Origin of the sequence: Rufibacter glacialis (assembly GCF_008271745.1) — a bacterium.
Taxonomy (GTDB): domain Bacteria; phylum Bacteroidota; class Bacteroidia; order Cytophagales; family Hymenobacteraceae; genus Nibribacter; species Nibribacter glacialis.
The window spans coordinates 82602-107083 of the sequence record NZ_VKKZ01000025.1 but is presented as its reverse complement, the minus strand read 5'-3'; the positions used below and the strand labels follow the sequence as shown (position 1 = coordinate 107083).

At 53.3% G+C, this 24482-nt stretch carries 16 protein-coding genes; 12 read left to right on the top strand and 4 right to left on the bottom strand.

What is annotated here, in order from left to right:
• Window positions 1-50 precede the first annotated feature (50 nt).
• From FOE74_RS19555 to kduI, 4 genes are all read right to left on the bottom strand, one after another.
• Complete coding sequence (locus FOE74_RS19555; protein WP_149100325.1) at window positions 51-1475, bottom strand: tagaturonate reductase; 1425 nt, start codon at window positions 1473-1475, stop codon at window positions 51-53.
• A 100-nt stretch (window positions 1476-1575) separates the two neighbouring features.
• Window positions 1576-2616 (bottom strand): LacI family DNA-binding transcriptional regulator, encoded by a 1041-nt coding sequence (locus tag FOE74_RS19550; RefSeq protein WP_149100476.1) that lies wholly within the window; start codon window positions 2614-2616, stop codon window positions 1576-1578.
• Window positions 2617-2677: 61 nt separating this feature from the next.
• Entirely contained in the window at window positions 2678-3466 is a 789-nt protein-coding gene (locus FOE74_RS19545) for a gluconate 5-dehydrogenase (protein ID WP_149100324.1), read from the bottom strand.
• Window positions 3467-3470: 4 nt separating this feature from the next.
• Window positions 3471-4313: a 5-dehydro-4-deoxy-D-glucuronate isomerase gene (gene kduI, locus FOE74_RS19540; protein ID WP_149100323.1), complete on the bottom strand. Its 843-nt coding sequence runs from the start codon at window positions 4311-4313 to the stop codon at window positions 3471-3473.
• A gap of 306 nt (window positions 4314-4619) precedes the next feature.
• Here kduI and FOE74_RS19535 point away from each other — a divergent pair, with 306 nt between their 5' ends.
• From FOE74_RS19535 to FOE74_RS19480, 12 genes are all read left to right on the top strand, one after another.
• Complete coding sequence (locus tag FOE74_RS19535) at window positions 4620-7880, top strand: SusC/RagA family TonB-linked outer membrane protein (protein ID WP_149100322.1); 3261 nt, start codon at window positions 4620-4622, stop codon at window positions 7878-7880.
• A 19-nt stretch (window positions 7881-7899) separates the two neighbouring features.
• Entirely contained in the window at window positions 7900-9795 is a 1896-nt protein-coding gene (locus FOE74_RS19530; protein WP_149100321.1) for a RagB/SusD family nutrient uptake outer membrane protein, read from the top strand.
• A gap of 32 nt (window positions 9796-9827) precedes the next feature.
• Complete coding sequence (locus tag FOE74_RS19525; protein ID WP_149100320.1) at window positions 9828-11471, top strand: DUF4957 domain-containing protein; 1644 nt, start codon at window positions 9828-9830, stop codon at window positions 11469-11471.
• Between the two features lie 190 nt (window positions 11472-11661).
• Window positions 11662-12951, top strand: a complete 1290-nt coding sequence (locus tag FOE74_RS19520) for a DUF4861 domain-containing protein (RefSeq protein WP_225840901.1) — start codon at window positions 11662-11664, stop codon at window positions 12949-12951.
• A 242-nt stretch (window positions 12952-13193) separates the two neighbouring features.
• A complete protein-coding gene (locus tag FOE74_RS19515) occupies window positions 13194-14624 on the top strand; it encodes a pectate lyase family protein (protein ID WP_225840900.1) in 1431 nt (476 codons plus the stop codon).
• Window positions 14625-14630: 6 nt separating this feature from the next.
• Complete coding sequence (locus FOE74_RS19510) at window positions 14631-15578, top strand: pectinesterase family protein (protein ID WP_188687018.1); 948 nt, start codon at window positions 14631-14633, stop codon at window positions 15576-15578.
• Between the two features lie 59 nt (window positions 15579-15637).
• Window positions 15638-16885, top strand: coding sequence for a glycoside hydrolase family 88/105 protein (locus FOE74_RS19505; protein WP_149100319.1), 1248 nt, complete (start codon window positions 15638-15640; stop codon window positions 16883-16885).
• A gap of 8 nt (window positions 16886-16893) precedes the next feature.
• Window positions 16894-17880 carry a pectinesterase family protein gene (locus FOE74_RS19500; protein ID WP_149100318.1) on the top strand — a complete coding sequence of 329 codons (987 nt, stop codon included), beginning with the start codon at window positions 16894-16896 and terminating at the stop codon, window positions 17878-17880.
• 154 nt (window positions 17881-18034) lie between these two features.
• Window positions 18035-19705: a glycoside hydrolase family 43 protein gene (locus FOE74_RS19495; RefSeq protein WP_188687013.1), complete on the top strand. Its 1671-nt coding sequence runs from the start codon at window positions 18035-18037 to the stop codon at window positions 19703-19705.
• A 277-nt stretch (window positions 19706-19982) separates the two neighbouring features.
• Window positions 19983-21749, top strand: a complete 1767-nt coding sequence (locus tag FOE74_RS19490) for a glycoside hydrolase family 28 protein (RefSeq protein ID WP_149100317.1) — start codon at window positions 19983-19985, stop codon at window positions 21747-21749.
• A gap of 64 nt (window positions 21750-21813) precedes the next feature.
• Window positions 21814-22602 carry a rhamnogalacturonan acetylesterase gene (locus tag FOE74_RS19485; protein WP_149100316.1) on the top strand — a complete coding sequence of 263 codons (789 nt, stop codon included), beginning with the start codon at window positions 21814-21816 and terminating at the stop codon, window positions 22600-22602.
• Between the two features lie 179 nt (window positions 22603-22781).
• The gene (locus FOE74_RS19480; protein ID WP_149100315.1) at window positions 22782-24476 is read left to right on the top strand and encodes a FlgD immunoglobulin-like domain containing protein; all 1695 of its coding nucleotides are present in this window, start codon (window positions 22782-22784) and stop codon (window positions 24474-24476) included.
• Window positions 24477-24482: the final 6 nt, after the last annotated feature.

The window sequence follows — 24482 nt, the reverse complement described above, 5'->3', positions numbered from 1 at the left end:
AATACAGAACCTGCGATTTTTTGCTTTCTAAATAGGTGAGATAAAAGGAGTTAAACGGGGCGCAATTGCGCCTGGGCCTGTAGTTTCTCCACCTCCTGGGTGACCAGTGCCGTGAGGCCGTCCAACTGGGTAAGGTCGGTGCCCCAGAAGTCCTGGTTCGCCAGCACGGCTTGTACCGTTTCAGCGGCGTTTTCCTTTTGCCAGGCTTTCTGGAAGAAGTCCAACACCTCTGGCGTGTCGTTCAACGGAATCTGCTCGCCATTGTATTCTCCTTTGTAGAACAAGATCAAAGCGGCCAACGACCGGAGCAGTCGCTGCGGCAACTGGCCCTTGCGCTTGTGGTATTCCAGCACCGAGGGCAACACCCGCACCTTGTATTTTGACACTGAGTTTAAGGCAATGGAAAGCAGCTCATGGTGGATGAACGGGTTCTGGAAGCGCTCTATCACATCATTGGCGAACTGGTTCAGTTCTTCGGTAGAAAGGTCCAAGGTAGGAATGATTTCCTCAAAGATGGCTTCGCGGATGAAGGGTCCCGTGGTCTCGTCTTCCACTGATTCCCGCACCGTACGCAGGCCTTGCAGGTAGGCCACCGGCACCAGCGCCGTATGGGCTCCGTTCAGGATGCGCACCTTGCGGGTGCGGTAGGGGGTAAGGTCTTCCACGAACTTCACCTGCAGGCCTGCCTGCTCAGTAGGGAATGCCTTGGCCACCGACTCCGGGGCCTCAATCACCCACAGGTGGAAAGGCTCGGCTTTCACCACCAGGGTGTCTTCAAACCCTAGTTCCTGCTGGATCTCATTGATGGTGTCTTTCGGGAAGCCTGGCACAATGCGGTCTACCAGGGTGTTGCAGAAGGTGGTGTCGTTTTGGATCCAGTTGATGAAATCTGCCGGTAAATCCCAGTGCTGCGCGAATTGCAGCACCGTGGCGCGCAGGTTCTCGCCGTTCTTCTCAATCAACTCACACGGGATAATGGTGAGCGCTTTGTCCGGGGCGCCGTTGAAATGCGTGAACCGGCGGTGCAGCAAAGCAGTTAACTTACCGGGGAAAGAAGCCGGTGTGGATTCAGGCGAGGCGTCTGCGGGCTCAAAGGCGATGCCGGCTTCCGTGGTGTTGGAGATGATGAACTCTAGGTCAGGGTTTTCGCCCAACTGCAGGTATTGCTCATAATCTGCGTAAGGGCTGTGGGAATGGTTCACGCAAGTGATCAACCGTTTCTCCTGCACCGTCTGGCCGTCCTGGATTCCTTCCAGCACCACGTGGTACAAACCGTCTTGCTGGTTCAGCAACTTGTAGATGCCTTTGTCCAGCGGTTGGATGATCTCCACGCCCCCGTTGAAGTCGGTTTTCTCGTTCAAAAGGTCGATCATCCAGTCCACAAACCCCCGCAGGAAGTTGCCTTCGCCAAACTGGATAACTTTGGTAGGCCTGGCCTGGGTGATCTGGGCGGTGTTTCGGTTGAGTGGTTGCATGAGATAAGTCTTAGCGTTTTTAGATCGTTTTTGGAAAAAGGCCCGAAAAAGGAGGAGAGAATCCTGCTTAGAGCTAGTATTGGTAAAAGAGGTAACCGGGTTAGTCCTTTTGTTCTGGGTTCCGTAAGGTGGAGCCTCTGATGATGAGCTCTGGCTTCAGTACTGTTTTCTGCGGCACCAGCTTTTTGTCACCGGCCTTGAAATGCTCAAAGAAGAGTTCGGCGGTGATGCGGCCCATGGTCAAACTGAACTGGTCCACGGTGGTAAGGGTAGGGTCTGAGAACGAGGTGAACGGCTCATTCCCGAAACCGGCCAACGCAATCTCCTGCGGAATCCGGATCTTACGTTCCTTCAAAACCTGCATGGCGCCCATGGCACCGTAATCAGAGGCGGAGAAAACAGCGTCTGGTTTTATCTCCAATTCCAAAAGTTTCTCCATGCTGGCCCGGCCGTCTTCCAACTGTAGGTTGCTCCTGATGATCAGGTCCTCGTCAAACGGCAGGTTGTAGTCGCGCAGGGCATCGGTGTAGCCGCGCAGACGCTCTTTGAACACGCTTACCTTTTTGGGGCTGGTGAAGTGGGCAATGCGCCGGCAGCCTTGCTGAATCAGGTGCTCCACCACTTTATAGGCCCCCAGGTAATCGTCAATCACCACCTGGCTTACCTCCAGGGCATCAGTGGTGCGGTCAAACAGCACCAGCGGAATACCTTTTTCCTGCGGGCGCTTGTAATGGTCAAAGTTCTCGGTGTTTTTACCAATAGAGGCGATAATGCCGTCTACCCGGGCGCTGAGCAGGGCGTCTATGGTCTGCACCTCCTTCTCATAGTTGTCATACGACTGGCAGATGATCACTTTGTAATTCAGCTTGTTGGCAATCTCCTCAATCCCGCGCACCACCGAGGCAAAGAAGGCCCGGTCAGCCGTAGGCACAATAATGCCGATGATGTAGCTTTTCCCGTTGCGGAGAGCGGCTGCGATGTTGTTGGGTTGGTAGTTCAGCTGCTTGGCCGCCTTCAAGACAGCTTTCTTGGTCACTTCACTGATCCGGGGGTTGTCGTTCAACGCCCTGGAGACCGTGGAGGCCGTGATATTCAGCTTCTCAGCTATGTGGTGAATGGTCACCTTGGGTTTACTGGCCATTTTATTTGTTGCCATGTGGAGCCGTTTTAATCTTCAACACTATTCCTTCTGGTAGGGCGGCTTAGCGCTCGTTGCTGGGTTTGCCAATGGTAGCTAGGATGCCGCCGTCTACGTACAGGATCTGCCCGTTCACGAAATCGCTGGCCTTGCTGGCCAGGAAGATGGTGGCGCCGCTCAGGTCCTCAGGGTCTCCCCAGCGCCCGGCGGGCGTGCGGTGCAGGATGAACTCGTTGAAAGGGTGCCCATCTACCCGGATGGGGGCGGTCTGGTCCGTGGCGAAGTAGCCCGGCCCGATGCCGTTCACCTGCACGTTGTAACGGGCCCACTCGGTGGCCAGGTTCTTGGTGAGCATCTTCAGGCCTCCCTTGGCCGCCGCGTAGGCGGAGACCGTGTCGCGCCCTAATTCAGACATCATGGAGCAGATGTTGATGATCTTGCCCGCCTGACGCTGCACCATGTACTTGCCCACGGTCTTACTCATGATGAAGGGGCCGGTCAGGTCCACATCCAGCACCTTACGGAAGTCGGCGACTTCCATTTCCAGGGCGGGGGTGCGCTGGATCATGCCCGCGTTGTTTACCAGGATAGAGATTGGGCCTACTTCCGCTTCTATGCGGGCCACGTTCTCCTTGGCAGCTTCCTCATTGGTCACATCAAAAAGAAAGCCGCTCACCTCAAGGCCCGCCTGGCGGTATTGCTCCAGGGCCTTCTCCATCTTGGCGGGGGTGTTGCCGTTCACCACCAGGGTAGCGCCGGCCTTGCCGAGGGCGGTGGCCATGGCCATGCCCAGTCCGTGCGTGGCGCCGGTGACCAGGGCCACCTGGCCGGTTAAGTCGAATAAGTGGGTCATAGCGCTATTTAAGGTCAGTGGTGGCTACTTTGTCCATGTCGTTGTAGTCCAGGTTCTCCCCGGCCATGCCCCAGATGAAGGTATAGTTGGAGGTGCCGGCGCCGCTATGGATAGACCAGGGCGGAGAAAGTACGGCTTGCTGGTTCTGCATCCAGATATGGCGGGTTTCCTGGGGTTCGCCCAGGAAATGGCAGACTGTCTGATCCTGGGGCAGGTCAAAATAGAAATAGGCCTCCATGCGGCGGTCGTGGGTGTGGGCCGGCATGGTGTTCCAGACGCTGCCGGGCTTCAACTCGGTCACGCCCATCTGCAGCTGGCAGGTTTCCACCACCGAGTTGATCAACACTTTTCTGATGGTACGGGCATTGGCCGTCTCCAGGGAACCCAGTTCCACCGTCTCCGCCTCTGCGAGGGTTACCTTTTTGGTGGGGAAGGTGTGGTGGGCCGGGGCCGAGTTGAAGTAGAAGCGGGTGTCAGCACCGTCGGCGGCCGGATGGAAAAGCACTTCCTTCACGCCTTTGCCTATGTAGAGGGCTTCTTTGTTTTGCAGGGTGAACTCCTGGCCGTCTACCGTGATGGTGCTGGCCGAGGAAATATTGATGATCCCGATTTCCCGGCGGTCCAGGAAATTCTCTGACCGGAGGGTGGGGAAGGTGTCTAATCTGACCGGGCCTGCCACCGGATGTACGCCGCCTACGATCAGCCGGTCATACAGGGTGTACGTGAGCTGGATGGTGTCTGCCTGAAAGAGGTTCTCGATCAGGAATTCATCACGCAGTTTAGAGGTGTCATACCCCTTGAAATCCGCGGGGTGAATGGCATGCCGGGTGGATTGGTGATTGGTCATGGTTCTGGGTAATAGGTGTAATCGTTTGCGCAAATTACAAATTTATCAATGGGTTGGACTAAGATAGGGAAGAAAAAAATTTGAGTGGTCACTTTCTAATAAAAATAAGAGGGAGTATTGTTTCTGAAAAAATGGTAAACACAAGCCTGTTTAGGAGGTTTGTTTGAAAAAGTGTCAAAAAAACGAGGGTAAATTTTGTTATTGGTTTCAAATAATAGTAAATATGCAATCGGTTGCGCAGATTAATCCGCAGAAGCCGCTTTGCTCCATTTTCCTTTCGTTTTATCAAAAACCTAATTGTTACCTATGCGACAAGCATTACTTAAGAAGAGCCGGTGCCTGCTGGTGCTGACTTTTTTCTTCACGGCGGTAGTGGGTGCCTTTGCTCAGACTGTTACGATCACAGGGAAAGTAACCGATGAGAAAAAGGAAGGTCTGCCGGGCGTGACGGTGCTCTTAAAGGGTACCTCCACCGCCAATGCCACCGACATTGACGGAAACTACTCCCTGGCGGTACCCAGCGGTGCCGGTACCCTGGTATTCTCTTACATAGGTTTCGTGACACAGGAGGTGCCCATCAATGGCAGAACCACCATCAACGTAGCCTTGACCACCGATGCTAAAGCCATTGAGGAAGTGGTGGTGGTAGGATATCAAACCGTAACCAGAAAAGAATTGACCAGTTCAGTTTCGTCAGTAAATGCGAAACAGTTGCAGGATGTGCCGGTAAGTACGGCCGCCGAGGCTTTGGCCGGTAGGTTAGCCGGGGTGCAGGTGAATACCTCAGAAGGGCAGCCTGGTGCGGAAATCACCATTAGGGTGCGGGGCGGTAACTCTATCACCCAAAGCAATGAGCCTTTATATATTGTGGATGGTATTCAGGTGGAGAACGCCCTGTCATTCATCTCCCCCCAGGAAATCCAAACCATTGATGTGTTAAAAGATGCAGCCTCTACTGCTATTTATGGGGCAAGAGGATCAAACGGGGTGGTGGTGATTACCACCAAAGGTGGCCGCGAGATGCCTACCCAAGTAACCTATAACGGGTTTGCTGGGGTGCGCCAGATCGTGAACAAGCTCCCGGTGATGAGCCCTTATGATTTTGTGCAATACCAGTACCAGGTGTATAACTACAACCAGAACGAGGAGGTAAGGAACAGTTTCAGGGACCGGTACGGACGGTTTGAGGATTTGGATATTTATAGAAACATGCCTGCCACTGACTGGCAGGAAGAAGTCTTCGGTCGGGCGGCATTGAGCCAAACCCACGTGGTAGCGGTGACCGGAGGTTCTAAAGTGACTTCCTTCAATTTTACCTTGAACCATGTAGATGAAGAGGGAATCATGCTCAACTCAGGAAACACCCGTACCCTGGCCTCGCTTAAATTTGACCATTCCATCAATGACCGGGTGAAAGTTGGTTTTTCTACCCGTTATAGCCGTCAGCAGATAGAAGGGGTTGGGACCTCCAGCACTGGAACGCAAAGCACCAACCGCTTGCGAAATTCTGTTCGTTTCAGACCGTTTGTAGCGCCAGGATTTGAAGACCAGGTAGATGAGTTTGATCCTAACTACTTTGCCTTGACCAACCTGACCAGCCCGGTGTTGTTGGCGAACCAGGAATTGCGGTATGATAGACGGAATGATCTGATTTTTAACGGCTATGGTACCATTGAACTGATCAAAAACCTTTCCTTCAAAAGTGTATTCGGGATTAATACCACAGACAGAAGGGTAAATGAATTCAATGGAGTGGTAACCGCAGTGGCCCGTCAGAACAACGCCCAGCCCGTGGTGAACCAGAATTCCAGAGAGCAATACGCCATCACTAACTCAAACACCCTTAACTACCGCACCAACTTTGGAGAAGACCATGGCGTGAATGTGCTTTTAGGGCAGGAAATCTGGAAAAGAGCCGGTTACGTGGGTGGGGTACAGGTAAGATGGTTGCCTATTGATATCACACCTGATCAAGCGTTCTCTAATATTCAGTCTGCCACACCTCCGGCGGGTTTGATCCAGAGCCCAGCCACCACCGGTGAATTTGGGGCCTCTTTGTTCTCTCTTTTCGGAAGCGTGGGGTACAACTACAAAGAAAAATACCGGTTGAATGTAGCCTTCAGACGTGATGCTTCTTCTTTGTTTGCCCCTGAAAGGAACTCCGGTTTCTTCCCCACAATGTCACTCGCCTGGCACATAGGAGATGAGGCTTTCATGGCCGGTACAAAAAGCTGGTTGAACGACCTGAAGTTCCGCTTCGGTTTTGGGGCAGTGGGTAATAACGGCATAGATGCCGACCAGTGGAGAACCACTTTTGGCACAACCACCAATGATGGATATGCTTACACAGAGGCGGTTACCCCTGGCCTAGTGCCTCCTGTTTTGGCGAATAGGTTCCTGCAATGGGAAACCACCGTTTCCAAAAACCTGGCTCTTGACTTCTCCTTATGGAACTCAAGATTGAACGGTAGCATAGATTTCTATGAGAACTCCTCTAAACAACTTTTGTTGTTAGCCCAGATCCCTTCTACCAGCGGATACCCAACACAACAACAAAACGTAGGAAGCACCCGCAACAGAGGAATAGAGCTGCAGTTGGACGGAGTGATTATTGACAAGGGAGATCTCACCTGGACTTCCAATTTCAACATCACTACTCAAAAGAACAGAATTGTGAGCCTGGGTATTGACACCAAAGGTCAGCCCTTAAAATCATACACTGTTTCTTCTGGCTGGATTACCAGCTCTTACCAAGACTTCCTGGTGGAAGTAGGTGGCCCGGTTGGTCAGTATTTCGGTTATGAAACAGATGGCTTCTACACCCTTGATGACTTCACTACTACTTTTAACCCCACCACCAACGTCTATACCTATGTCCTGAAAGAAGGGGTAGCCAATAGTCAGAACATTGCCCTGGGTAACAGAGTGCCGCAACCTGGTGACTTGAAACTGAAAGACCTTACGCCAGACAACGGAACTTCATTGATTGGCTTAGATGACAGAAAAGTGTTGGGGAACAACCAGCCCAAGTTCTTTGGAGGGTTGAACCAGCAGGTAACCTACAAAGGGTTTGATATGAGCTTGTTCATGAATTTCTCTGTGGGTGCCAAAGTCTACAATGCCAACCGGCTTGAATTTACCACGCTGTATGAGCAAAGAGACAACAACATGCTTACTCTCATGAATGACCGCTGGAAATGGTATGACAACAACGGGGCACTGGTAACAGACCCAAAGGTGTTGGCCGAAATGAACAAAGACACTAAGTATTGGACTCCAGGAAGAGGGCAGTACTTCCTGCACTCGTTCGGGATTGAAGACGGTTCTTTCCTGAGGATCTCTAACCTGACTCTTGGCTATACTTTGCCGGAGACACTGGTGAAAAGAACGCGCGTGATCTCTAAACTTAGGGTGTATGGAACGGTGAATAACCTGGCTACCATCACGGGCTACTCTGGATACGATCCTGAGGCGAACACCAGACGCAGTGCCTTAACCCCAGGGGTAGACTACGCTGCTTATCCGCGCAGCCGCTATGTTGTGGGTGGTGTAAATATTACTTTCTAATTTTTTAACTGACCAAGTAATGAAAAATAGATATATCAAGTCCCTGCTGTTTTCGGCCGCATTAGGAGGCTTCCTCACGTTCTCGGCCTGCGATAGTTTTCTGGATATAGAGAATGATTCTGTGCTCAACCAGGGTGCCGTTTTCTCCAGCGTCTCCAATACCCACTCTGCCTTAACCGGCGTATATAACATGCTGCCCGGCGATAACGGATACGGTAGCAGGATCTCCACTCTTTTCCCTAATGCTGCTGATGACTTTAGGGTGAGCGGTGACCATAACCCACAAAGCCGCACAGGTATTGCCCACTTCAGCGTAGCCCCTGGAAACCCGGATATTGAGGCACCATTCAACCAATTGTACAGAGGGATTGAGCGGGCGAACATCTGCATCAAAAATATTCCGCTGTCTGAAGTTTACACCAATGGGTCAGCCGAAGAGCAGGCCTTGATGAGGAAGTTCCTGGGCGAAGCCCTGACCCTTCGGGCACAGTACTACCATGAACTGATTCGTAACTGGGGAGACGTGCCCGCACAGTTTGAGCCTTCTTCTGATATTCCGGATCTGTTCATTGAGAAAACAAACCAGGATGTGATCTATGACCGCTTGTTAGCGGATCTGGCGCAAGCGGCTACGTTGGTTCCCTGGAGATCAGAGTCGGGAGACCCAACCACCCGGGTTACAAAAGGAGCGGTGAAAGCTCTGCGGGCCAGAATTGCACTGGCCAGAGGAGGATATGCCTTGCGCAGAGAATCCAAGATGATGGAGCGTAGAAGCAACTACCGTGAATTCTATGAGATTGCCAGAAATGAAACCCGTGATATCATCCAGAAGGGAGATCACCGCCTGAACCCGGTGTATGAGAACGTGTTCCGTACCATTCACGGGGGAACCAGGGTGGACCCAACGTTTGAGTTAATCTGGGAAGTAGGGGCCTTTGGAGGTAACGCCAGAACTGATACAAAGTTGGGGTATGGAAACGGGCCTAGAATCAACGCCGCCAACACCACGTATGGCCAGGCCAATGGTTTGATTGAGGCCGTACCCACCTATTTCTATGAGTTTGACTCAATTGGTGATGCCAGAAGAGACGTGACCATTGCGTACTTCCAGGTGGAGGCCAACAACAACAAAACCCTCACCACCCCGCTGGTGATGCGGGAAGGCAAGTTCAGAAAGTACTGGACCACCATTGCCGGAACAAACCAGACGCTGGGCATCAATTGGCCTCTGATCAGATATGCAGATGTTTTGCTCATGTTTGCCGAGGCTGAAAATGAATTGAACGGACCTACCCCTCAAGCAATAGATGCCTTACAACAGGTGCGAAAAAGAGCTTTCGTGGGGTATGAAGCCAGAATGGGAACTATTCCCACCACCAAAGAAGGATTCTTCAACACTATCGTCAAAGAAAGACTTCTGGAGTTTGGAGGCGAGGGAATCCGGAAGTATGACTTGTACCGTTGGAAGCTGCTTGGCCCCGTTATTCTGGAAACCAGGGCTAAAATGCAGCAAATGATGACCAGAACAGGTCGATACGCAAATGTTCCTCAGTACGTGTATTTCAAGCCCAATGTATTACAGGGGAGGGGCGTAACTGCCAGAGAGGAAATGATGAATTTTGACCTGCTGGCTGGTTTGGGTGCTAACGGAACTCCAATCAGCGGGAACGTGAACCAGGTGATGTATAAACCGTCTCCTACCACGGCCACTGTGACAGGATACACCCGGGTGAATTGGGCTGCCGCTATCACAGAAGCTCATTACAATACTTCATTCGTAGATCCTGCTGGTGGTGTAGGTGGTGCTTTGAGAGCTTTCGGCAGCCAGTTCAAGGAAAACAAGTCTGAACTGTTCCCAATTCCAACTGCGGCTTTGAACTCAAACTTCAGGTTAAGCCAAGACTTCGGAAATTAATCCCAGCTTTTGATTTAAAATCAGATAAAGACATGAAAACCAATAAATCAAAGTTTTTTAAGATGATATATCCGGCGGTGCTTCTGGTTGGCCTGGGGGTTGCTTCCTGTAAAGAAGATGACGAGAACCTGGAGCCCATGCGAATGTTTATTCCCGGTGGGGAGATTTCTTCCAATGCAGGCGAAACAGAAGTTACTTTAACCTGGAAAACTCCGCCAAACACGGTAGCCGGGACATCCACTTACACCGTGGAAGTAGCCAAGGATACCTTGTTTCAAACACCTGTGATCTTAACGGCTCAGGCTGATACGGCTAAGATCACCTTCACAAACCAGCAACTGAACATCAAGGAAAACTATTTTGCAAGGGTTAAAACCAATGCGAAGGGTAATTCCCCTGAATCAAAGTGGTTGGTAAGCTCACGTTTCAGTATCAGAGGGGAGCAAATTTTCAACACGCCTCTTTCTTCTGAAATAAAGGATAAAACGGTCCTTCTGAACTGGCGTCCCTCTGCAGGTTTGACCCGAATCGTCATCACTCCTGCCAACGGAACGGCAAGAACCATTAATCTTACACCCGCTGATTTAGCTGCGAACCAACTGTTGGTTACCAATCTAACCGCCACCACTTCCTATACTGCTGAGATCTTTGCAGGAACCCTAAGTAAAGGAACCATCACCTTCACTACCAAAGAACCAAGCCTCTTTACGTACACCGTTTCCCCATCTGATGATCTGGTGGCCATTGTAGCGAGTGCGGCAAACGGAGATGTGATTGGGTTGGAGCCTGGAGTGTACACCGCCAATGCATCAAACATTTTGATAGCAGGTAAAATGGTCACATTACAGTCTACCTCTGGTAATCCGGCTAATACCAAAGTACATTTCAAGGAAATCACCCTGAAAGGAACTGGGGCAGGGGTAAAGGTTAGTGGCATTGAATTTGACGGCAAAAATGCAGCTGGGACCACGGTAGGTGATTACTTTATCAATATTGATGCAGAGGCAGGAACTCTTTCTTCTATCACCGTAGAAAACTCTAATATCCATGATATTATCAACACTTTCTTGAGAGCTAACCGTGGGGCCGCTGGAGGATCTCAGAAAATAAACTTCATCAAGGTAGACAATTCCATCGTGTCTAGAAATGCAGTCTCCAGCTACCAGACCTTTATGCTAGATAGGCTGGATTTCAATCGTCTTGATGTGACCAATTCTACTTTCAATGAGGCTGGTAGAGGGTTGATCAGTTGGGCTACCAATTATACCCCAGCTGTCAAACCTACCATTCTCATCAATAAAGTTACCCTGAACAGTTTTGGGTCTGGAGGCAGAGACAATATTATTCTTGATGCAAATGCTCTTCCGGTCATATTCACTGTGCAGAACAGCATTATTGCGAATTCCCCTAAAGCAGGGCAAACGGTTCTAGCAAGTGCTTTACGGGCCGGTACCGGATCTGAGGTGCAGTTCATGAACAACAACTTTTTCAAGTTAGAAGGAGGTTCACCTTTGGCCCCGCTTACTTTCCCAGCCTATGTGCAGCTTGCCAATAACAAAACCATTGATTTGGGCTGGACCCACGCCACTACTGATTTTTCTTTGCCGGCTGGCTCTGAATTAAGAACGGCAGGAGTAGGAGGTACTTCCATTGGTGACCCTAGATGGGTGAAGTAGTCAAATATTAAACTAGGGATAAGTGCAGCTTTATAAACTGTACTTATCCCTACTAATCTAAAGGGAATATACCACCTAAAGGTGATGGCTATGTTCTTTTCAGGTTTTTGTCTTACAAGTATTGAAAGAAGAGGAGTTGTCTATTTCTATTAGAAACTGGCAGTTTCTCTACAAGATTCACCCCTTTACTATGATCAAGAAATCCCCCTTCTGGATGAACGGACTAGCAAGCTTAGCACTACTGTTAAGCGCTGGCTGTACTTCCAGCCAGAATACCGGCTCCTCTACTATCCCTGCCTCTTTTACCGTGGAAGTCTCCAACCCCTTGAAACGGGAGCGGGAAAGCGTACTAGTGGTGGTCAAAGAAGAAGACCTGCCCCGGCAACTCACGGCTGCCGCTCGCCAAAGGCTGGTGGTGTTGGACGGTAGCCAGGAGATCCCGAGCCAGTATAATGCGAAAGACGCTGAGAACCGGGGAGTGGTGTTCGTGCTGGACCAGATGAAAGCCGGCGAAACCCGTACCTTGACCATCCGGCCGCTAGCCGAAGGCGATTCACCGAAAACGTACCCGAAACGCACCCAGGCCGAGCTGTCCAAGAAAGTGGGCGGCCTCTGGGAAAACCGCAAATACATAGGAGGCGACTTCCAGAACATTGACTCCCTGCGCGTGCCCACCGAACTCACCGACCATTCCTATTACCTGCGCTACGAAGGCCCAGGTTGGGAATCTGACAAGGTAGGCTACCGCTTTTACCTGGACTGGCGCAACGCCATAGATGTGTTCGGGAAAAAGACGCCGGAAATGGCTTTGCAAAGTGCAGGCTTAGACGGGTATGACTCCTACCATACCCCGCAGCCCTGGGGCATGGATGTGCTCAAGGTGGGCAAAGCCCTGGGCGTGGGTTCGCTGGCCATGTACCATGAGGGCAAAGCGGTGCGGGTTGAGAAAACCGACAGTACCTACAGCAAGATCACCCAGAACGGGCCGGTCTACTCTTCCATTCTCACCGACTACTACGGCTGGCAAGTGGGAAGCCATAAACTGAACGTGCAGTCGCAGCTCAGCATCCATGCCGGAACCAGGTTGACCCACCACCAGATTAGGCTAGCGGGCGGACAGCCGGAGAACCTGGCCACTGGCCTCATCAAAGACAAAAATGCGCCTTTGGTAAGTGACAAAGGCGAAGCCGGTAAGCGGTTTGGCTTCCTGTACACCTACGGGAAGCAGAGCCTGAACACGCCGCCCGACCACATAGGTATTGCCGTGCTTTTCCACCCTAATGATTTCATGTCCTTCCCGGAAGACCCTCTGAGCCACGTGGTTCAGTTGAAACCTTCCAACGGCCGGGCCAGCTATTATTTTCTGGCCGCCTGGGAACTGGAGCAGAACGGCATCAAGACGGAAGAACAGTTCAAGCAATACATCCAGGATACCGCGGAAGAGCTCGCGCAACCGGTGCGGGTGAAAGTATCTAAGTAAAGCACCGGCCCAAGAGAGGCAGGAGGCCAAAAGAATCAAACTGCATTTACGGGGTTATTTCTTGAAAAGGCCTTGAAAACGGAGGCAGCCTGTGAAGAAGGGATGCCGGCTTGTTTTCCTCCCGATTCGCCAAAAACGGCTCCGAAAGGGCCAGGATTTAAGATAAAGATTCTAGCCCAACCAGTACCGGCAAAGGCCTGATAGGCTAGGCGGGCAACATAGACAAGTAGTAGAAGAAATACATGAAAGTAAGAAACACCATTGTCACCAGTACCTCCCTTGCGCTGGCCCTACAGTTACTAGGGTTTTCAGGGTGTGCCCAAAAAGCAACCACTATTCCGGCTTCGCCAACGCCTCCCGCAGTGCAAACGTCGGCTCCGGTAGCCACTCCTGCGGCGGCCGCCCAGGTACTGGCGTTCCCCGGGGCGGAAGGGTTCGGGAAGTTCACCACCGGTGGAAGAGGAGGTCAGGTAGTAGTGGTGACCAATCTGAATGACAACGGGCCCGGCAGTCTGCGGGAGGCCATCCGGAAGAAAGGGCCGCGCATCATCGTGTTCGCGGTTTCAGGGAATATAGAACTGGAGTCTGCGCTGGACATCAACAACGGCGACCTGACCATTGCCGGCCAGTCTGCGCCCGGAGACGGAATCTGCCTCAAGAATTACCAGGTCAGCATCAAGGCAGATAATGTGATCGTGCGGTACCTCCGGTTCCGGTTGGGCAACAAGGCGGCCCAACAAGCAGATGCGTTTGGCGCCAACAAAGGAAACAGCAACATCATCATTGACCACTGCTCCATGAGCTGGGCCACCGATGAGAGTGCGTCGTTTTACCGTAACAAGAACTTTACCCTGCAGTGGAGCATCATCTCTGAAAGCCTGAATGCCTCGCTTCACGCCAAAGGCGAACATGGCTACGGCGGCATCTGGGGCGGCATGGGGGCCTCTTTCCACCACAACCTGCTGGCCAGCCATAACAGTCGGATGCCCCGGTTCAGCGGTTCCAGCACCACGCCCAACTCCCCGGATGAACTGGTAGATTTCACCAACAATGTGGTCTACAACTGGGGCCAGAACAACACCTATGGCGGGGAGAAAGGCCGTTACAACATGGTCAACAATTATTACAAGGCTGGGCCTGCCACGCTTGCCTCCAAGAAAGATAGGCTGGTGAACCCGTCGGCTCCGTTCGGGAAGTTCTATGTGGCCGGTAATTTTATAGATGGTTTCCCCGCCATCACCAAAGACAATTGGGCCGGGGGCGTGCAGATAGAAAACAAGGATTCTCTTAGCGCTCTAAAGGCGGCTACTCCTTTCACGGTTACCTCTATCAACATCCAGGAGCCTCAGGCAGCATTTGAAGCGGTGCTGAGAAGTGCCGGGGCCAGTCTGAAGCGGGATGCCGTGGATACCCGCTTGGTGCAGGAGGTAAGAACCGGCAAGTCTGCTGGCGGCAAAAAGAAGAACGGCATCATTGACACCCCGGAAGAAGCGGGCGGTTACCCGGTGTTGAAATCCTTGCCGGCCCCAGCCGATAAAGACCAGGACGGTATGCCTGATGCCTGGGAGGTGGCCCAGAAGCTGAACCCGGCCAGCGCCTCTGATGCGGCGGCATTTACGCTGGACAAGCAATACACCAACGTGGAAATGTATTTGAATAGCCTTGTAAAATAGACCCCCATGAAGAAGTGGATGCCCTTTCTGCTGTTGATCTGTCTTCCTTTTCTGGCCCTGGCCCAGCAGAAGAAGCTGGTGGTGGCCCAGGACGGCAGCGGTGACCATACCACCATCCAGTCGGCGGTGGACGCTATTCCGGCGTTCCCCAATGAACGCATAGAGATCCACATCAAAAACGGCACCTACCGCGAGAAACTGGTCATCTCCTCCTGGAAGACGAAGCTCTCCTTCATCGGCGAAGACCGCGACAAAACCATCATCGTCTGGAACGACTACTCGGGCAAAGGCAACATCAATACCTTCACCTCTTATACCGTTTTGGTGCAGGGAAATGAATTCAGGGCCGAAAACCTCACGTTCCAGAATGATGCGGGGCCGGTAGGGCAGGCCGTGGCGCTGCACGTGGAGGCCGACCGCTGCGTGTTCCAGAACTGCCGCATCTTGGGCGACCAGGACACCGTGTATGCAGGGGTAGACAACAGCCGCCAGTACTACAAAGACTGCTACATTGAAGGCACCACTGATTTTATCTTCGGGCCGGCTACGGTGGTGTTTGAGAACTGCACCATCCATTGCAAGAAGAACTCCTACATCACGGCGGCCTCCACGCCGCAGAACCAGCCCTACGGGTTTGTGTTCCTGAACTGTAATATCACCACGGCCGCCCCGGAAGCCACCAAGGTCTACCTGGGCCGCCCTTGGCGCCCGTACGCACAGACGGTATTCCTGAATACCCGGCTGGGAACGCACATCAGGCCTGAGGGCTGGCACAACTGGAACAAACCCGACGCCGAGAAAACCACCCTGTACGCCGAGTACAGGTCATCAGGGCCGGGCGCCGCACCGGAAAAACGGGTAGCCTGGTCTAAGCAGCTTTCCAGAAAAGAAGCCCGGAAATACAAACCTGAACTGGTGCTGGCCGGGCAGGACAAATGGAACCCCCACAAGTAACGCGCCTCCGCCTGGAGACCTGAATTCCCCCTTACCACCGTATCAGATCTTTAATCCATATGAAGCTTTCTAATATTGCCTTTCTCGCCCTTGCCCTGTTTACCCTGGCCTGCAGCACTAGCAAGCAGACCTCTTCCTCTGGTGTACCTTCCAAGTCGCCGTCGGGCAAACCGTATTCCGTCTGGATGGCAGACTCTGAAATGAAACGCAGTCCGCAGGGCTGGATGATTGACTTCCGGCCAGAGCCGAAATGGGACTATACCCAAGGCTTGTTCGCGAGTGCGCTGGAGCGGGTTTGGAAACGCACCGGTGACCAAAAGTACTTCACCTACATCAAGGCGTTCGCTGATACCATGATCACCGAGAATGGCACCATCAAGACCTACAAGAAAGCCGACTACAACATTGACCGGGTGAACCCCGGCAAATTCCTGATCGCGCTGCACCGCGAAACCGGGAAACAGAAGTACAAGATTGCCCTGGATGATTTGCGGGACCAGATGCGTACGCACCCCAGAACCTCGGAAGGCGGTTATTGGCACAAGAAAATCTATCCGCACCAGATGTGGCTGGACGGTCTGTACATGGCCTCTCCGTTCCTGGCCCAATATGCGGCCACCTACAATGAGCCCCAGTTGTTCAACGAGGTAGCCAAGCAAATCAAATTGGTGGACAAATACACCTATGTGAAGGAAAAGAACCTGTTCTACCACGGCTGGGACGAGAAACGCGAGCAGAAATGGGCCGACCCGAAGACCGGCCTTTCCCCTAACGTGTGGGGCCGCGCCATGGGCTGGTACGCCATGGCCCTGGTAGACGCCCTGGATTTCATGCCGGTGAATCACCCAGAAAGAGCCGATATTTTGAAAATCACTCAGAAAATGGCGGGTTCCCTTGCCCAGTACCAGGACCGGGAAACCGGCCTTTGGTGGCAGGTAGTAGACCAGGCAAATCGTGAGGGCAACTACCGTGAGGGGTCGGCTTCCAGCATGTTCACGTACTTTCTGGTGAAAGCGGCAAAGAAAGGCTACATAGACCAGAAATATATGGACAACGCCCGCCGCGGCTACAACGGCATCCTGGAAAACCTGATCCGGAAAGAGGCCGACGGCACCATCAGCATCACCAACGTGTGCGCGGTGGCAGGCCTGGGCGGCACGCCGTATCGTGATGGTACTTATGAGTACTACATCAACGAGGAGAAGCGCGACAATGACCCCAAGGCCGTGTCGCCGTTCATCATGGCCGCTTTGGAGTTTGAGGAAATGGGCGGCAAGACCTCAGTTTCCAAATCGGCTTCTAAATAAAACGCGCCATGGAGTTCAAAAAACCTTTCCTCCTGCTGACCTTGCTTTTCTGGACGTTCCTGGCGCAAGCGCAGAAGTATGATTTCGTGGTGGCCAAAGACGGCAGCGGTACCTTTAAAACCGTGCAGGAAGCCATCAACGCCGTGCCGGACTTCCGGAAGAACACCACCACCATCTACATCAAAAACGGGGTCTACAAAGAGAAACTCACCTTGCCGGCCACCAAAACCATGGTGAAGATGATCGGCGAAGATGTGAAGAAAACCATTCTCACCTTTGACGATTACGCGGCTAAGAAGAACCGTTTCGGTGAGGAGATGGGCACCACCGGCTCCACCAGTTTCTTTGTGTTCGGCGATGATTTCACCGCCGAGAACCTCACGTTTGAGAATTCGGCCGGGCCGGTAGGGCAGGCGGTGGCCGTGCGCATTGACGGGGACAAGGTTATGTTCCAGAACTGCCGCTTCCTGGGTTTCCAGGACACCCTGTACCCGCACGGCGAGAAGAGCCGCCAGTATTACAAAAACTGCTACATAGAAGGCACTACGGACTTTATCTTCGGATGGTCTACTGTCGTGTTCGAGAACTGCGAGATCTTCGCCAAGAAAGGGGGCAGCTTCATCACCGCCGCCTCTACCATAGAAGGTGCGCCCTACGGGTTCGTGTTCCTGAACTGCCGCCTCACCGGTGATGCCCCGGAGAAGTCCTACTACCTGGGCCGCCCCTGGAGACCCTTTGCCAAAACCGTGTTTCTGAACACCTACCTGGGCAAGCACATCAAGCCGGAAGGTTGGCACAACTGGAACAAACCCGAAGCCGAGAAACAGGTGCTGTATGCTGAATTCAACTCCACCGGACCCGGCGCCTCCAAAACAGAACGCGTGAAATGGTCGCGGCAACTCAATGCGGAGCAGGCCAAAGACTATACCCTGGAGAAGATCTTCCGGGACTGGAACCCTTTGGCCGTAAAACCAGCGCCCCAGGCAGGGAAGTAAGGCAACCACCGAAGAGGCTTTCAAGCTTGTTTTTATGAAAACAAGCCTAAAAGACCAAGGCCATTCGGCCGAAATAGGAAAGTGCATAGGAAAGGCAAATTGGGAGCTGCTGCCAGATTTGTAAACGTCCACCATGTTACCAGTACCATTGCCCATGAAAATAAGATATTACACCGCTGGCTTGCTTTTCCTGATGGCTTGCCAAACGGAGAAAACCGCCCCCCAGCTTTCCTTCTCCTCCGCTGCCGCTTCCCCCGGAGTGGCTTCCTCTGACATCTCTAAAGTGTGGGTCTCTGACAAAGGAGACGGTACTTTTCAAAATCCGGTCCTGGACGCAGACTATTCAGACCCCGACGTGGTGCGGGTAGGGGATGATTATTACATGACCTCCTCCAGTTTCAGCTCTATCCCGGGTCTGCAGATCCTGCATTCCAAAGACATGGTCAACTGGCAGATCATCGGCTATGCCTTGGACCGCCTGGCGCCCTTTGACCATTTCGGCAAGCCGCAGCACGGCAACGGCGTGTGGGCGCCTTCCATCCGGCACCACAAAGGCGAGTTCTACATCTATTGGGGCGACCCAGATTTTGGGATCTACATGGTGAAAACCAAGAATCCGGCTGGTCCCTGGGAGGCGCCTGTGTTGGTGAAAGAAGGCAAGGGTCTCATTGACTCCTGCCCGTTCTGGGACGAAGACGGCAAAGCCTATCTGGTGCACGGCTGGGCCGGCAGCCGGGCGGGCATCAAAAGCGTGCTCACCCTGAACCGCATGAACCCCGAAGGTACCAAGGTGCTGGACGAGGGCGTTATGGTGTTTGACGGTCATGATGCGCACCCAACCGTGGAGGGACCAAAATTCTATAAACGCAACGGCTACTATTACATCATGGCACCCGCGGGCGGGGTGGCCACGGGCTGGCAGTTGGTGCTACGGTCAAAGAACATCTATGGTCCTTATGAGGAGAAGATCGTGATGGACCAGGGCAAAACGCCCATCAACGGTCCGCACCAGGGCGCGTGGGTAGACACCAAAACCGGCGAAGATTGGTTTTTCCACTTCCAGGACAAGGAAGCCTACGGCCGCGTGGTACACCTGCAACCCATGAAGTGGGTGAACGATTGGCCCGTGATTGGGGAAGATCCCGACGGCGACGGCAAAGGCCAGCCGGTGCTGACCTACAAAAAGCCTAATGTGGGCAAGACCTACCCTGTCATGACGCCCGCTGAGTCAGACGAATTCAGCAACCACCTGCTGGGCTTGCAGTGGCAGTGGCACGCCAACCCCAAAGCCACCTGGGCCTTCGCGTCCAACAAAGGCCAACTGCGCCTCTTCACCGACCAAAAGCCCGAAGGCGGCAAAAACCTCTGGGACGTACCTAACCTGCTGCTACAGAAATTCCCCGGGGAAACCTTCACCGTCACCACCAAACTCAAGTTCACGCCCAACCCCAAACTAGAGAATGAGCGCACGGGCTTAGTGGTCATGGGCATGGATTATGGCTTTGTCTCGGTGGTCAGCAAGAAAGACGGCTTGTACCTTACCTACAACACAGCCCTCAAAGCCGACAAAGGCACCCCTGAAAAAGAGCAGATCCTCGGAAAACTGACCGGAAACGAAGTACAGTTCCGGGTGCAGGTCGGCAAAGGGGCCAAGTGCCAGTTCAGCTACTCAGAAGACGGCAACACCTTCAAAAATGCCGGCAGCCCCTTTACCGGCGTTCCCGGTAAATGGATTGGCGCCAAAGTAGGTTTGTTTGCCATCCGGGATGACAAAACCAATGACTCCGGCTTCGCCGATTACGACTGGTTCAGGATTTCGAAGTAGGGCAGGCGTTTCAGGGGTGCTTCTAAGAAAAGGGATCTGAAACAACAGAAGTAAGCATAAACAAACTAAAGGACAGCTTAAACAATATATTTTGTCATCCTGAAAGGATCTTGTAAGCGAACTAAATAAGCATTTATTGATGGCCACTACTGTTTGCCCATAAGATCCTTTCAGGATGACAATGAAATAAGGTATAGTTGCTTCTGTCAATGCATTTGTGTTTTTCCACGGCTGTCGTTGGCAAAAGAGTTCAAAAAGAAGTAAAACGAGTAACGATATGAAAATCAGAAAAGGTCTTTCCAGCAAGTTCTTGCTTACCCTAGGCTTGGTGAGCGTGTTCCAATTCGCCTGTCAGCGCGAAACCTCCGCGCCGGCGGCCAGTTCTGCTTCTTCCGGCAGCGCCCCCACGGCAGGGGTGAATGTCTCTAACGCCAGCGTAGACGCCACCATCTATGAGGGCATTGAGTTTGACATGCCCAAAGTGAAGGAAACCAAGTTCCCCAACTACCGTGTGCCCATCACCAAATACGGCGCCGTGGGCGATGGCATCACCAAAAACACCAAAGCCTTTGAACAGGCCATCGCCGACGTAGCCGCCAAGGGCGGCGGACGCGTGGTAATTCCGCGCGGCCTGTGGCTTACCGGCCCCATCGTGATGAAAAGCAACATTGACCTGCACGCCGAGGCGGGTTCTATGGTCATCTTCAGCCGGGACTTTGACGATTACCCCGTGGTAGAAACCAGCTTTGAGGGCCTGAACACCTTCCGGTGCCAGTCGCCCATCTCAGGCCGCGACCTGGAAAACATTGCCATAACCGGCGAGGGTACCTTTGACGGCAACGGGGATGCCTGGCGCCCCGTGAAGAAAAGCAAGATGACGGCCGGTCAGTGGAAGGAACTGACCAAAACCGGGGTGCTCAACGCCAAAGGCGACATGTGGTACCCTACCCAGAACGCTTTGAAAGGCGACACCCAGGGCAGCAACTTCAACGTGCCTGACCTGAAAACCCGCGCCGAGTTTGAAGCCATCAAAGATTACCTGCGCCCCGTAATGCTGAGCCTGGTGAACTGCAAAAGGGTGTTGCTGGACGGACCTACCTTCCAGAATTCCCCGGCCTGGAACCTGCACCCGCTCATGTGCCAGGACATCATCATCCGGAACCTGAACGTGCGTAACCCCTGGTACTCCCAGAACGGCGACGGCCTGGACCTGGAATCCTGCAAGAACGCCTTGGTCTACAACAACACCTTTGACGTAGGCGATGACGCCATCTGCTTCAAGTCGGGTAAAGACAAAGACGGACGGGACCGGGGCGTACCTACGGAGAATGTGATCGTGAAAAACAACGTGGTGTACCACGGCCACGGCGGTTTTGTGGTGGGCAGCGAGATGAGCGGCGGCGTGCGCAACGTGCACGTGTCTAACTGCACGTTCATGGGCACCGACATTGGGCTTCGGTTCAAGAGTACCCGCGGCCGCGGAGGCTTGGTTGAGAACATCTGGATCTCCAACATTGACATGGTGAACATCCCTACCCAGGCCATCAGCTTCAACCTGTTCTACGGCGGAAACTCGCCGGTGCTGGAAGATGACCAGCGCGCCTCTGATGAAGCGCGGGTGGAGAAACTGGTGGCGGTGACCGAGGAAACCCCTTCGTTCAAGAACATCTGGATGCGCAATATCACGGTTTCCGGCGCCGCCGAAGCGGTGGCCTTGCAAGGCCTTCCGGAGATGAACCTGCAAAACGTGAACATTGAGAACTCCTACCTCAAAGCCACCAGAGGCATCTCGGCGGTAGACGCCACCGGCATCACCCTGAAGAACGTGAAAGTGATCACGGAGAAAGGCCCGGCCCTGACCATCTACAACAGCAAAGATGTCAAGGTGCAAGGCTTGACTTTCAACCAGACCAAGGAACCGGCGGTCAAAGTGATGGGCCCGCTCACCAAGAACGTGAAGCTGGAAAGCAAAGACTTCGCCAGTGCCGCCACCCAGATCTCCAAAGGTAAAGAATTGAACAAAGCGGCGGTGTTGCTGCAATAAAGAGAAGTCATAAGAAGGGTAGGCCATACGGTTTACCCTTCCTTTTTTCAAAAACACGTGTAAAATGTACCAAAGATCCATCCTCCTGCTGCTGATGATGGCCGTGGGCGCCATGTCATTTGCCCCTTTCAAAAAGAAGATCGTGCGGGTGTACCTGATCGGCGATTCTACCGTGGCCGATTACTCTGACTATGACGGCGAGGATTACCTGAACAAACGCTACCCGGTCATGGGCTGGGGACAGGTATTTCAGCCATTTCTTCGGCCCGACAGCCTTTCGCAACTCAGGAACCTCATCAAAGCCGACAGTGTGCAACTCCTGGACAAAGCCCGGGGCGGCCGCAGCACCCGCACCTTCTTTGAGGAAGGCCGCTGGGCGCAGGTGTACCAAGCGTTGAAAAAGAATGATGTGGTCATGATCCAGTTCGGCCACAATGATGCCGCCGTAGACAAGCCGGAGCGGTACGTCACCCTCCAGGGCTACAAAGAGTTCCTTCGGTTGTACGTAACCCAAACCCGCGAGAAAGGCGCCCTCCCCATTCTGCTCACGCCTGTCACCCGCAACTACCCCTGGAAAGACGGCAAGATTGGGAACGTGCACGGCGAGTATCCGCAGGCGGTCAAAGACGTAGCCAAAGAGCTCAACGTGCGTTTGATCGACCTGCAACAGCGGTCCATAGATTCCTTCTCGGCCAAAGGCCAGGAGTACGTGACCAACACCTATTTCATGAACCTACCCCCTGGCAAATACAAAAACTACCCCGAGGGCCAGAAAGACAACACCCACTTTCAACCCGAAGGAGCGAAGGAAGTGGCCCGGCTGGTGTTTGAAGGAATGAAGGCCCTGAAGTAGAAGCCCAGTTCTTGAAAGAAAAGAAAGTAAAATGTGTTTTGCCCTAATTAGTGTGAAAGAAAGGGTGAAATGCCTTCAAATTGGAACACCGAGGAGGTTCTTCTCATCTAAGAGAAATTGGACCGCATAGAATAGATAGGACGGACGTAACGGCATTACATCAATAAGTTAATGTGACCATGATGAAAAACCTACTGATACTAATCGCGTGCTGTTGCCTGGGGCTCCAGGCGGTGGCGCAGCAACTGGCTTTCCCGGGAGCCGAAGGGTTTGGGCGTTTCGCCACGGGCGGAAGAGGAGGGGCGGTCCTAGAAGTGACCAACCTGAATGACGCAGGGCCTGGTAGTTTGCGGGCCGCAATCACTGCTGCAGGACCCAGAACCGTCGTGTTCCGGGTGTCCGGCACCATTGCGCTGGCCTCCAGCCTTACCATCAGGAATCCTGGTATCACCATTGCTGGGCAAACCGCCCCGGGTGATGGGATCACCCTTAAAAATTACCCGGTCACGGTAGACGCGGACAATGTGATCATCCGGTACCTCCGGTTCAGGATGGGCGATGAGGCCCAGCAGGAAGGAGATGCCTTGGGGGGAAGGTTCCATAAGAACCTCATCATTGACCATTGCTCCATGAGCTGGTCAACGGATGAGTGCGTCTCTTTTTACGCCAATGAGAATTTCACCCTGCAGTGGAGCATTATCTCGGAGAGCCTCCGGAACTCGGCCCACGCCAAGGGCGCCCATGGATACGGCGGCATCTGGGGCGGCAAGAACGCCTCGTTCCACCACAACCTCATGGCCCACCATGACAGCCGCAACCCCAGGTTGGGCGAGGAGGCCGGTAAAGCCTTCGCGCTCACTGATCTGGTGGATGTGCGCAACAATGTGTTCTACAACTGGGGCCAGAACAGCATCTACGGCGGTGAGGCCATGAACGTGAACATCGTGAACAATTACTACAAGCCCGGTCCGGCCACTTCCAAGAAAGAGCGCATCGCTTCCCTGGACAAGAACAAGACCCCCGGCACCGAGGTGTATGATCAATGGGGCAAGTTTTACATAGACGGCAATTTTGTGGAAGGAAGCCCCCGCACCACGGCAGACAACTGGACCTACGGGGTGCTGAACCAATTCCACAGCAGCTACGGCACGGTGTCTGAGGCGGACAAAGCCTCTCTTCGGCGCAACGCCCCGCACCCTATCCAAAACAACGTAGTCACCCATGCCGCCCCCGAAGCCTACACCCAGGTCCTTGAAAAGGCGGGTGCCTCTCTGAAACGGGATGCGGTAGATGTCCGGGTCATAGAGAATGTACGCCAGGGAACCTTCACTGCCCCCGGTTCGCGCGGAAGCACCAACGGCATTATTGACAGCCAGCAGGATGTGGGCGGTTGGCCTACGCTTCAGTCGCTTCCGGCTCCCGTAGACACTGACAAAGACGGCATGCCCGATGCCTGGGAAACGCAGCGGGGCCTGAACCCCAACAACGCTGAAGACCGCAATCTGGACGGGAACGGCGACGGCTACACCAACCTGGAAGAGTACCTGAACGGCCTGGTACTGGCCTCCAACCTCACCAGCTCACCGGAAGACTCCCAGTTAGGGAGTACCGGCCTTATTCCTAATCCTTTTACCACGGAAACTACCTTCACGTTTGTAGCCAGACAGCGCGGACAGGCGGTAGTACAGGTAACCGACCTGGCGGGAAAAAAAGTGACCACCCTTTTAGACGCCTCCGTCTCTCCCGGCTCCCATAGCGTAACCTGGAACGGGACAAACCAGGCGGGGCAGTACGTGCCCAGTGGCCTCTACCTTATCTCCGCGCAGCTGGGCAAAGGAAAGCAAACCAAAAGGGTCGCCTTTGTCAAAAAGTAAGCAGCA

Coding starts and splice junctions, on each gene's coding strand:
- FOE74_RS19555 (WP_149100325.1), bottom strand. CDS start 1,475: ATGCAACCACTCAACCGAAACACCGCCCAGATCACCCAGGCCAGGCCT.
- FOE74_RS19550 (WP_149100476.1), bottom strand. CDS start 2,616: ATGGCCAGTAAACCCAAGGTGACCATTCACCACATAGCTGAGAAGCTG.
- FOE74_RS19545 (WP_149100324.1), bottom strand. CDS start 3,466: ATGACCCACTTATTCGACTTAACCGGCCAGGTGGCCCTGGTCACCGGC.
- kduI (WP_149100323.1), bottom strand. CDS start 4,313: ATGACCAATCACCAATCCACCCGGCATGCCATTCACCCCGCGGATTTC.
- FOE74_RS19535 (WP_149100322.1), top strand. CDS start 4,620: ATGCGACAAGCATTACTTAAGAAGAGCCGGTGCCTGCTGGTGCTGACT.
- FOE74_RS19530 (WP_149100321.1), top strand. CDS start 7,900: ATGAAAAATAGATATATCAAGTCCCTGCTGTTTTCGGCCGCATTAGGA.
- FOE74_RS19525 (WP_149100320.1), top strand. CDS start 9,828: ATGAAAACCAATAAATCAAAGTTTTTTAAGATGATATATCCGGCGGTG.
- FOE74_RS19520 (WP_225840901.1), top strand. CDS start 11,662: ATGATCAAGAAATCCCCCTTCTGGATGAACGGACTAGCAAGCTTAGCA.
- FOE74_RS19515 (WP_225840900.1), top strand. CDS start 13,194: ATGAAAGTAAGAAACACCATTGTCACCAGTACCTCCCTTGCGCTGGCC.
- FOE74_RS19510 (WP_188687018.1), top strand. CDS start 14,631: ATGAAGAAGTGGATGCCCTTTCTGCTGTTGATCTGTCTTCCTTTTCTG.
- FOE74_RS19505 (WP_149100319.1), top strand. CDS start 15,638: ATGAAGCTTTCTAATATTGCCTTTCTCGCCCTTGCCCTGTTTACCCTG.
- FOE74_RS19500 (WP_149100318.1), top strand. CDS start 16,894: ATGGAGTTCAAAAAACCTTTCCTCCTGCTGACCTTGCTTTTCTGGACG.
- FOE74_RS19495 (WP_188687013.1), top strand. CDS start 18,035: ATGAAAATAAGATATTACACCGCTGGCTTGCTTTTCCTGATGGCTTGC.
- FOE74_RS19490 (WP_149100317.1), top strand. CDS start 19,983: ATGAAAATCAGAAAAGGTCTTTCCAGCAAGTTCTTGCTTACCCTAGGC.
- FOE74_RS19485 (WP_149100316.1), top strand. CDS start 21,814: ATGTACCAAAGATCCATCCTCCTGCTGCTGATGATGGCCGTGGGCGCC.
- FOE74_RS19480 (WP_149100315.1), top strand. CDS start 22,782: ATGATGAAAAACCTACTGATACTAATCGCGTGCTGTTGCCTGGGGCTC.